At 34.4% G+C, this 10666-nt stretch carries 9 protein-coding genes and 1 rRNA gene; 3 read left to right on the plus strand and 7 right to left on the minus strand.

Features of this window, described 5'->3' with window-relative positions; genetic code table 11:
* Nucleotides 1-95: 95 nt before the first annotated feature.
* From J3495_RS09345 to dapF, 4 genes are read right to left on the minus strand one after another with little or no spacing between them, the layout of a single operon-like run.
* A complete protein-coding gene (locus J3495_RS09345) occupies nt 96-1007 on the minus strand; it encodes a DUF2279 domain-containing protein (RefSeq protein WP_210666287.1) in 912 nt (303 codons plus the stop codon).
* 2 nt (nt 1008-1009) lie between these two features.
* Nucleotides 1010-2050, minus strand: a complete 1041-nt coding sequence (mltG, locus tag J3495_RS09350) for an endolytic transglycosylase MltG (protein ID WP_210666288.1) — start codon at nt 2048-2050, stop codon at nt 1010-1012.
* Nucleotides 2051-2060: 10 nt separating this feature from the next.
* Nucleotides 2061-2594, minus strand: a complete 534-nt coding sequence (locus J3495_RS09355) for a GNAT family N-acetyltransferase (protein ID WP_210666289.1) — start codon at nt 2592-2594, stop codon at nt 2061-2063.
* Between the two features lie 55 nt (nt 2595-2649).
* Nucleotides 2650-3432, minus strand: a complete 783-nt coding sequence (gene dapF, locus J3495_RS09360) for a diaminopimelate epimerase (protein ID WP_210666290.1) — start codon at nt 3430-3432, stop codon at nt 2650-2652.
* Nucleotides 3433-3573: 141 nt separating this feature from the next.
* On the opposite strand from dapF, the gene J3495_RS09365 reads away from it, so the two are divergent.
* Complete coding sequence (locus J3495_RS09365) at nt 3574-4971, plus strand: trypsin-like peptidase domain-containing protein (protein WP_210666291.1); 1398 nt, start codon at nt 3574-3576, stop codon at nt 4969-4971.
* A 192-nt stretch (nt 4972-5163) separates the two neighbouring features.
* Nucleotides 5164-6612, plus strand: coding sequence for a glyceraldehyde-3-phosphate dehydrogenase (locus J3495_RS09370; RefSeq protein WP_210666292.1), 1449 nt, complete (start codon nt 5164-5166; stop codon nt 6610-6612).
* Between the two features lie 73 nt (nt 6613-6685).
* Here J3495_RS09370 and J3495_RS09375 read toward each other — a convergent pair whose 3' ends face one another.
* Nucleotides 6686-7144: an Lrp/AsnC family transcriptional regulator gene (locus J3495_RS09375; RefSeq protein ID WP_210666293.1), complete on the minus strand. Its 459-nt coding sequence runs from the start codon at nt 7142-7144 to the stop codon at nt 6686-6688.
* A 189-nt stretch (nt 7145-7333) separates the two neighbouring features.
* Here J3495_RS09375 and ald point away from each other — a divergent pair, with 189 nt between their 5' ends.
* Nucleotides 7334-8452, plus strand: a complete 1119-nt coding sequence (gene ald / locus J3495_RS09380) for an alanine dehydrogenase (protein WP_210666294.1) — start codon at nt 7334-7336, stop codon at nt 8450-8452.
* Between the two features lie 131 nt (nt 8453-8583).
* Here ald and pafA read toward each other — a convergent pair whose 3' ends face one another.
* Nucleotides 8584-10200, minus strand: a complete 1617-nt coding sequence (pafA, locus tag J3495_RS09385) for an alkaline phosphatase PafA (protein WP_210666295.1) — start codon at nt 10198-10200, stop codon at nt 8584-8586.
* Between the two features lie 391 nt (nt 10201-10591).
* Nucleotides 10592-10666, minus strand: a 5S ribosomal RNA gene (gene rrf, locus J3495_RS19545); the annotation flags it as partial.

The raw sequence follows: 10666 nt of genomic DNA on the forward strand, positions 1-10666 counted from the left end.
ATTATTTTTCTTCAAACACTGTCACCATTTGAAATTTCTACGGTGCAAAGATAATAAATAAAAAATAATGCTGAAAATCAAGTAGTTAATGTTTTCTAAAAATAAAACACATGCGCTTTAATCCCTTTATTGGCGGAGTATTCGAGAGTTGGAGCTGGAATTTTTATCGTGTTAAAAACTGAAAAAATAGTTTTCAAAAAATGCGATTTTGTATCAATTTTTGTCAAATTTACATCAAAACTAAGATAAAACTGACGAAATTGTTTGCTGTTTTGAATAAAAAAAGGATTCTCATCTTGATTATTGCCCGACAACATCCCATCGGCTCCATACCCAAAAGCCAGATTTAGCCACTTTGGAATTTTAGTGTCTTTGGCAAAGGAATGCAAATTGACTGACAACCAATACGTTTGTCCGTTGTAGTCTTTTAAAATTTGCTCATTAATTGAACTTCCTAACAAATCAGGCCTTTGACCAGCGTATTGAGTAGTGTGAAAAGAAAATTTCGGGGTAATTCTTTGCTCTTTCCAAAGTAATTCCTGCGAGACATATAAAGCTGTGCCTGTTGCATTTGCTATTAAATCTCCCGAAGAAGCTCCCCATTCTGATGAAAAACCATCAAAAACTTCTACAGCAGTTAGAAATACAAATCCTATTCCTGCACCATAAATAAGTTGTTTTTTACGATCAGCTCCACTCCAATTTAGAGCTTCGGCACCAAATCTTCCCAGATGATAAGCCGAATAAAAATGCCCAACTTTATCCATTTGAAGCCAATCAGCGTTATCATTTATAAAATGAAACTTTGATTGGGGATAATCTGCGTACCAAAGCTGATTTAGACCTACTAAAGCAACTGAAGCTAAAGCTCCTTCAGTAATCAAAACTGCATTTTTCCTTTTTTCATTTAAGGAATCTGAAGGTTTAAAGAAACTCTCAAATTTATTTTGAGCCTGAATAGACTGAAAAAATAAAAAGGATAAAAGAATATGAATTATTAATTTCAAAATTATCTGGTTACGCCCTGGCTGGCAATCCAGTCAGAATATTTTTTTGCATTGATATTATGCTCCGGCAGAGTGGCAGCAAATTCATGATAGCCAAAACGTTCAACACTGGCACAAAAATAAATATAATCGTTTTTTTCGGGATTCAAAACTGCCTCAAGTGCCGTAATATCTGGCATTGCAATTGGTCCTGGAGGAAGTCCGACATTCACGTAAGTATTATAAGGAGATTTCATAATCAAATCATTATAAAAGACTCTCTTAATCACCTGATCAAAATCATTTGCTCTTAATTTTAACGCATAAATTACGGTTGGATCAGCTTGTAAAGGCATTTCTAACCGTAGACGATTTAGATAGACACCGGCAATACGGGGTCTTTCGTCTTTTTGAACCGATTCTTTATGCACTATTGAGGCTAAAATAGTAGCTTCTACAGGTGTTAATCCTTGTTTTTTTGCTTTTTCAATTCTCTCTTCTGTCCAGAAATTATGATATTCTTTGATCATTTTGTCACGAAACTTTTCTGCAGACGTATTCCAATACACTTCATAAGTATTGGGAATAAACATGGCAAAAACATTTTCTTCATTAAAACCATTTTCCTTCAAAAAAACAGGATCCTTTATCGCTTTAATTAAGGACAAACTATCTGCTTCGATTTCTGAGCCCACTCTTCCCGCAAAATTCTCTAGACGCTCTTGATTGTTAAAAGCCAGTTTTACAGGGACATTAGAGCGCATTGCTCGCACCAAATCCATATTATTCATATCTTTTTTAAGCAAGAATCGACCTGATTTTACGTTTTCAGGATAGTCTCTTTTGCTGGCTACCAACTCAAAATTTTCAAAATTTTTGATATAAGGCTCCAATATTTTCTTTACATCTGTATAATTGGCATCAGTTGGCACATATACATACACCTCTTTTTCTTCAAATTTAGTATTGGAGCTAAAGATTTTACTAATTAACACAAATCCGTAAATGATTAGTAACGAAATTACAGCTACAGCAGTCAGCGAAATGATTTTTTTTATGTTCAAAGCTTAAATTTTAAATTTGTTTGTTAATTAATTGAAAAATTGCCTCATCTTGGTACTGGCCATTTAGCAAAATCCAATCTTTTTTAATTCCAATTTTCTCAAAACCAAATTTAGTAAAAAGAGCTATACTTGCTGCATTTTCTACACTAATATTTGCGTACAATTGATGTAAATTTAAATTATAGAAAGCATATTTAATTAAAAGCTCTAAAGCCTCAGAACCAATGTTTTGCTTTTTATACTCGTCTTTCTGAATAACAATTCCAACTCCTGCCCGATTATTCTTCGGGTCAAATTCGAATAAATCAATCAATCCGATCGCCGGAAAATCGTCGTCCTGACAAATCGCGAGTCGCAATTGTTTGGCTTCATAAATATCCTGCTGCGCATTTTCGAGATATTGACGCACCAAAAAACGGCTATAAGGCGTATAGGTGTTGCTTATTTCCCAAATACTTTGATCATTTTCCATGGCATAGACAAACTCTAAGTCATTTGGTTCTAATGCCCGCAAATAAATATTTTTGCCTTTTAGTGTAATCATGCTGTTTTAGAATTCAGATTTTAGATTTTCTGAGTGAAATAGCTAAATATTTAATTTAAACTTCAATTGTACCTTTAAAAACAAATTTTGCAGGACCCGTCAGGAACACATTCGTAAAATGATCACCTTCTTTATCAAAAGAAACCACTAATTTTCCGCCTTCAACATTAAGATTTATTTTGTTTTTATCCGTCTGACCTGTTGCATTCATAGCAATGGCAACGGCTGTGGCACCAGTTCCGCACGCCAAAGTTTCATCTTCAACACCCCTTTCGTAAGTACGGAGAGAAAATTCAGAATCGTTTACTTTTTTTACAAAATTGATGTTACTTCCTTTCTCACCATACAATTCGCCGTAACGAATGGCCGCTCCATTTTGTTTTACATCATAATTTTCTAAATCTTCTACAATTTGTACATGATGTGGTGAACCGGTATTTAGAAAACTGTAATCCGTATTTTTTTGCACCTGATCAACATTGATCATTTGCAACGAAATAATAGCATCCTCTCCTACCGTTGCATGATGCAAACCATCAATGGCCATAAAAGTTGTTTTAGTATTGATCACACCCAGTTGATTGGCAAAAGCGACTAGACATCGACCGCCGTTTCCGCACATCGAACTCTGGTTTCCATCTGAGTTATAATACACCATTCTAAAGTCGGTTTCAGAGTCATTTTCTAATAAAATAAGTCCATCAGCACCAATACCGAAACGTCTGTCGCACAAGCGTTCAATGAGTTTAATGTCTTCTTTTGGAAAAAAATTAGAACGATTGTCAATCATGACAAAATCATTACCTGTTCCTTGATATTTATAAAATTCTATTTGCATTTTTATTTGATTATAAAGTACAAAAGTACAAACTATTAATTAATGAAATGTTAATCAATGTTAAAGAGCGTTAAACCCTTTTTCTGAATAATTTTTTCAATTAATTTTACGTTACATAACTTAAAAAAATAAATAATAATCATGAAAAGATTTTCAACCTTATTTTTAGTGTCCTTATTAAGTGGCGCTACTACACTTGGGGCTTACAAATTATTGTTTGACAGTAATGGCTCTGTATTTGGAAAAGGAAATTCTGTTGTAACTCTTGCCCCCGAATCGTATACTAAAAATATCGCGTATGCAGGCGAAGCAGTAGATTTTACAGAGGCTGCAGACAAAACGGTTCATTCTGTTGTACACGTAAAAAATGTTTCCAGACGTACCGTTACCAATCCAATGCTTGAATTTTTCTATGGTTACGGGGGAGCTCAGCAGCAAGAACAAGTAGGTACGGGTTCTGGTGTTATTATTTCTGAAGATGGTTATATTGTCACAAATAATCACGTGATCAAAGATGCTTCTGAAATAGAAATTACGTTAAATAATAAAAAAACATACACTGCAAAATTGATAGGCACCGATTCTAAAATGGATATCGCATTGCTTAAAATTAATGCAGAAGAAAAATTACCTTATACGGCTTTTGCTAATTCAGACAACGTAAAAGTGGGCGAATGGGTTTTGGCAGTTGGTAATCCTTACAATTTAAATTCTACAGTAACAGCGGGAATCGTTTCGGCGAAAGCCAGAGATTTGGGCAATGGTATACAATCTTTTATTCAGACAGATGCTGCAGTCAATCCGGGAAATAGTGGTGGTGCATTGGTAAATACACGTGGAGAATTAATTGGAATCAATACTATGATTTCGTCACAAACGGGCTCTTACGTAGGATATTCATTTGCTGTACCGTCTAATAATGCCCGAAAAATCATTGAAGACATTATGGAATTTGGAAATGTACAACGAGGCATTTTAGGAGTTGAAGGTCGCGAATTGAATGGCAATGCTTCAAAAGAACTTAAAATTTCAGAAACAGAAGGATTTTACATCAATAAAGTTTCAAAAAATTCCGGAGCAGAAAAAGCTGGGTTAAAGCAAGGTGACGTAATTGTAAAGTTGGATAGTCAGAGAATTGCTTCTTATGCCGATCTATCAGGTTATATCAATACAAAAAGACCAAATGATGTTGTAAATGTGACGATTATAAGAGATGCAAATACAAAAGTTGTTCCTGTAACTTTGAGTAAAAATGAATTTTTTAGTGCTGAGTTTAAAGGAATAGAATTAGAAAATATCGATGCATCGGATAAAAAGAAATTTCGTATTGACTACGGAGTTAAGATTAAAAATATCACCAATGAAAATTTGATGCAATATCAGAACGAACTCCTTGGCAATATCATTTTGAGTATTGATAATGTAAAAGCGACTAATGTTGAGAGTGTCTCCAAACTTTTGAAACAAAAAGATGAAGGACAAAGTGTACGCATTGAAATGATTAATAGAAACGGTGAAATTTTCAGAATCATCATTTAATAAACAAATAATTTCAAATTTAGAAAGGTCATCTTATTCAGTTAGGATGACTTTTTTTATTTCGATAAAAGAAAAAAAAAATTTAAGTAGGTATAAAATAAATGCTAAAATAGTTTACGAAATCGATTGAAATGGGTACTTTTGCGCAAAATTATAAAATAGTATTCTATTTATTTTTCGAAATTTTCAATTATGAGCAAAAAATCTTTGTACCAAAAAGAAGTATCAATTCAAGTCGACCGAAGGAGAGCTGGCGTCGAATTAATCAAAGTCATAAGCGATTTATGGTATGACAAATCCATCGAAATGGTTTTATTCAAAAATCAATTGTTGGATAAAAATGTCAGCGACATTATCAATTTGCATCAGTATGCGGGAGAATTTGTTGGCAAGCCTATTACTGTTTTTGATTCTGTTGAAATTGCAAAAGTTATTTTATCAATAGATTTTCCACCTGCGAAATTAGATATTGGAAAACTAGCGTACGAATATCGTTTGGAAGAAGACAAATACCCAGATGCACGATATTTTGTTATCGAAAAATTAAAAGGAGCTAAATCATCTGAAGAAATTCAGCCAAAAGATGTTGTTTTGTACGGATTTGGAAGAATTGGTCGTTTACTAGCCCGAGAATTAATGTCGAAAACTGGAAAAGGAAACCAATTGCGCCTGAGAGCCATTGTAACTCGTGACAAAAATGATGCTACAAGCCTCGAAAAAAGAGCCTCGTTGTTACGATACGACTCAATTCATGGTGATTTTCAAGGATCAGTAACAGCGGATCCAAAAAATAATGCTTTGATTATTAACGGAACAACCGTTCATATTATTACGGCAAATTCGCCCGAAGAAATAGATTATACCCAATACGGAATCAATGATGCGTTGGTCATTGACAATACAGGAGCTTTTACGACAGAGGAAGCCCTAAAAAGACATTTATCTTCACAAGGCGCCAGCAAAGTGTTACTTACGGCGCCTGGAAAAGGAGTTCCGAACATTGTGCACGGTGTAAATCATACCGACTACAATCCCGACGAAATAGCCATTTTCTCTGCGGCTTCCTGCACTACAAATGCTATAACGCCGATTTTAAAAGTTATCGAAGATACATTAGGAGTGGTCAAAGGTCATCTGGAAACCATTCACGCCTATACCAACGACCAAAATTTGGTTGACAATATGCACAGAAAATACCGCCGAGGCAGAGCAGCAGCCTTAAATATGGTCATCACCGAAACCGGTGCAGGTACCGCAGTCGCTAAAGCATTACCTTCATTGGAAGGAAAATTAACTTCAAACGCTATTAGAGTTCCAGTTCCAAATGGCTCGTTGGTAGTTTTAAGTTTAGAAGTTAAAAAAGCAACTTCAATAGCAGCGATTAACAAAATCATGAAAAAATATGCTCTCGAAGGTGAACTGGTAGAGCAGATAAAATATTCATTAAACAACGAACTGGTTTCATCTGACATTGTGGGTACTTCGGCACCTTCAATATATGACAGTAATGCTACCATCGTTTCTAAAGATGGCAAAAACATCGTACTTTATATTTGGTACGATAACGAATATGGCTATAGCCACCAAGTGATTCGTTTGGCAAAATATATTGCAAAAGTAAGACGTTTTACTTATTATTAATTTACAACCAAAACCAAAATGCTTAAAACCACCAAAATAATTTGGTGGTTTTTTGTTTCTTCTAATTCCAAAATTAAATAGGCAAAACAGTAGTACTTTTTACCTCAGAGATAACAAAAACAGTATTTATCAAGGAAACTTCAGGTAAAACAGATAATTTTTTTTGATGAAAATGATGATAGCTTTCCATGTCTGGAATTATAATCTTCAACATATAATCAAAGTTACCTGAAACATAATTACACTCGACCACTTCAGGCATATTCAAAATAGATTGATTAAAACCTTCAGAGGTGTCATAAGTTTGCTTGGTTAGCGTCACCTGACAATAAACTGTTAGATTATTACCCAGTTTTTTCTTATTCAAAATAGAAACATATTTTTCTATAACACCTTCTTTTTCAAGACGTTTCACCCTGTCATGAACAGGAGTAAGAGACAAATTTATTTTGTTAGCAATGTCTTTTAGGGTGTAATGCGCATCTTCTTGTAAAAGACGTAAGATTTTTTTGTCAGTTTCATCTAAAGCCATAACGAAAACGATTTAAATTATCATTAGAAATCAGTCAATTTTTCTTTTTCAAGTACTATTTAATTCTAAAAACAGAATATTTTTCTGTAAAAGTAAGTAATAAAATAATATTTTCTTATTTATCAGCCAAATATCAATAATATATTCTCTATCATTAGATTTGTAATACAAATAAAAAAACTTAACAAAATGATAATAGGAGTTCCAAAAGAAATTAAGAATAATGAAAACCGTGTGGCCTTAACCCCAGCTGGTGTTTCTGAGATGAAAAAAAACGGGCATACTGTTTATGTTCAGGCAACTGCAGGATTAGGAAGTGGTTTTAGTGATGAAGAATATGCAACTGCTGGAGCTGTAGTTTTAGCAACTATTGAAGAAGTATACGCTATTGCTGAAATGATCATTAAAGTAAAAGAGCCAATTGCTTCTGAGTATGATTTAATCAAAAAAGACCAATTACTTTTCACGTACTTCCACTTTGCTTCATCAGAGCCGTTAACTCATGCTATGATCGAAAAAGGTGCAGTATGTTTGGCTTACGAAACTGTTGAAAAAACAGATCGTAGTTTACCATTATTAGTTCCTATGTCAGAAGTTGCCGGTCGTATGGCTATTCAACAAGGAGCAAAATATTTAGAAAAACCATTAAAAGGAAGAGGAATACTTTTAGGAGGAGTTCCAGGTGTGCCTCCTGCAAAAGTTTTAATTCTAGGTGGTGGAATCGTAGGAACTCAAGCTGCTAAAATGGCTGCCGGATTAGGTGCACAAGTAACTATAATGGATCTAAGTTTGCCTCGTTTACGTTATTTAGATGATATCATGCCTGCCAACGTATCTACTCAAATGTCTAACCATTACAATATTATAAAAGCCATTACAGATGCAGATTTGATCGTTGGAGCTGTTTTAATACCGGGAGCAAAAGCACCACACTTAATTACTCGTGATATGCTAAAATTGATGCGTCCGGGAACTGTAGTTGTTGACGTTGCTGTTGATCAAGGTGGTTGTATAGAAACTTGTACTCCAACAACACACGAAAACCCAACTTTTATTATTGATGACATTGTACACTATTGTGTGGCTAACATGCCAGGAGCTGTTCCTTACACTTCTACTTTAGCATTAACAAACGCTACTTTACCTTATGCTATGCAGTTGGCAAACAAAGGATGGGAAAAAGCTTGCGCTGAAAACGAAGAACTGAAAAAAGGATTGAACGTTGCAAACGGAAAAATTCTTTACAAAGGAGTTGCAGAAGCATGGAATCTTCCTTTTAACGAAGAAATAGTGTCGGCAAAAGCGTAACACTATAAAAATGAGTGCTTACTAATACTTATTTTTAAGAGGCTTTCGATTACGAAAGCCTTTTTTATTCCATAAAAAAAACCTGTCTTCATAATAAAGACAGGTTTTTAGTTTGTTTGTATTTACATTATTTATTTTTCGTCCAAAACCTCTTGCAATACTTCAGCATCAGTTCCGTTCGGGAGCGCAACTTTAATTTTTAGCGCTATAGTTGGTGCGATTTCAGTAATCACTTTTCTGTCATACGATTCTCCTTTTTTAATATGCCACCCGTAAAATATAGCCGGCACATGCGTATCATAGCTGTAAGGAGTTCCGTGCGATGTTCCTGTAGTCGAATATTCAATATCACCCGGTTTATCAATAATTACTAAATCACCATTTTGTGTAACATCATATCCATTTGCAGCAAAATTCAGATAAAAATCATTTCCGCCATTGGCTAAAATCTGTTCTTCGGTATACACTTTCTTAACTTGAGGCTGTGTAATTAGAAAATCTTTAAACGCTTGTTTTACCTTTAATAAATCTAATCCTTTGTCTTTAATAATTTGTTTATTAAGATAAACATTAAAGTTTGAATAATTTAAAATCAAATCTATACCAAAAGTTTTTGTAGAAAAATCCTGCATGCTCTTTTTAACCTCTTTTGAAGGATAATTATTCACATTATATTTACGATCTTTCAAATAAGCCACATTTTCGGCACCCGCATGATCAGCTGTTAAAAAAAGCAAGTAATTATCTTTACCCACCGTTTTATCCAAATAATTCAAAAAATCTGCAATAGTCTGATCAAGTCTCAGGTAAGTATCCTGAAGTTCCATTGATCGCGGCCCAAGCAAATGCCCCACATAATCAGTAGAAGAAAAACTTACCGCTAGAAAATCTGTAATATTATCTTTTCCTAATTCTTCTTTTTCAATGGCTTTCATTGCAAATTCAGCCAACAAATCATTCCCAAATGGAGTCGCTCTCAAAACACCTGCATCATTTTTATCATACATAGTTTTCAAATCATAAGGAAAAACCGGCGCAGCGCTTCCATACAACTTGCCTTCATAAGGATTATTATCCTCCAAACTTTCATTGTAAACTGAAGCAGGTTTAAACAAATTCCAACCTTTGTTTATATAAGGCATATAATGTTTTTCCTTATTAAACTCAGAAACCCACTCAGGCAATTTATCGCCATAAAAAGTACTCGAGATAAAAGATCCTGTTTTGCTATACCAAAAAGCCCAATTGGCAAAATGCCCCGCTGGTAAAATCGCACCACGGTCTTTTATACTAATACCAATTACCTTTCCGGCAAAATTGGTTGCCATTCTCACTTCATCAGTAATTGTAGTGCTTTGCAGGTTCTTAGGAGACATAGCACCTTCCTCTGGAGTACCATCTCCAACTGTTTTCACTCCAGCGTCATCTGTACAATATACATCTTTCCCTAAGGTTCTGCTAAACCACTCATTACCTACAATTCCGTGTGTAGCAGGTGTAGTACCAGTATAAATCGATGCATGACCTGGCGCAGTATAAGTAGGCATATAGTTATAATGCATATTCTGAAAAGTATACCCATTATTCAATAATCTTTTGAATCCGTTTGGAGAAAAATCATCAGAAAAGCGATATAAATATTCCATTTTCATCTGATCAACCACTATACCCACAACTAATTTTGGTCGTTGTTGAGCACTTAAATTTGAGATTACAAACAATGTCAACAGTACAATACTTTTTTTCATATTAAAATTATTATTTCATACAAAAATACAGATTCACTTTAAAATAGGCTAACTAAGCCCAATCTAAAACAAAAAATTCACTTTAATTTAACAAAACACTTGACTACAACGAGATTTAATTAATAACCAAAGACTTTTGCATTTACTATTTATGGCGTTTCCCTATGGGTCAGGCTGTCCGCTATATCTTTTGCTAGGGAAGTTTTGGTTATGATAGAGTATAAATCAACCGCAAAAGGATGCCGCTTCCATCCTTAACGCACTTTTAAATTACCAGACTTTGTCTTTCCATACTTTATCATCTTTCGAATATCACCAACACATCTGATACATTACCGATTTTTATATAAACAAAAAACCCCTGTTTCGTTTGAAACAGGGGTTTTAAAAAGAAAGGCGACGACATACTCTCCCACATAACTGCAGTACCATCTGCGCAGGCGGGCTTAACTACTCTGTTCGGGAT

It is taken from the genome of Flavobacterium geliluteum (assembly GCF_017948595.1).
GTDB classification, from domain to species: domain Bacteria; phylum Bacteroidota; class Bacteroidia; order Flavobacteriales; family Flavobacteriaceae; genus Flavobacterium; species Flavobacterium flavipigmentatum.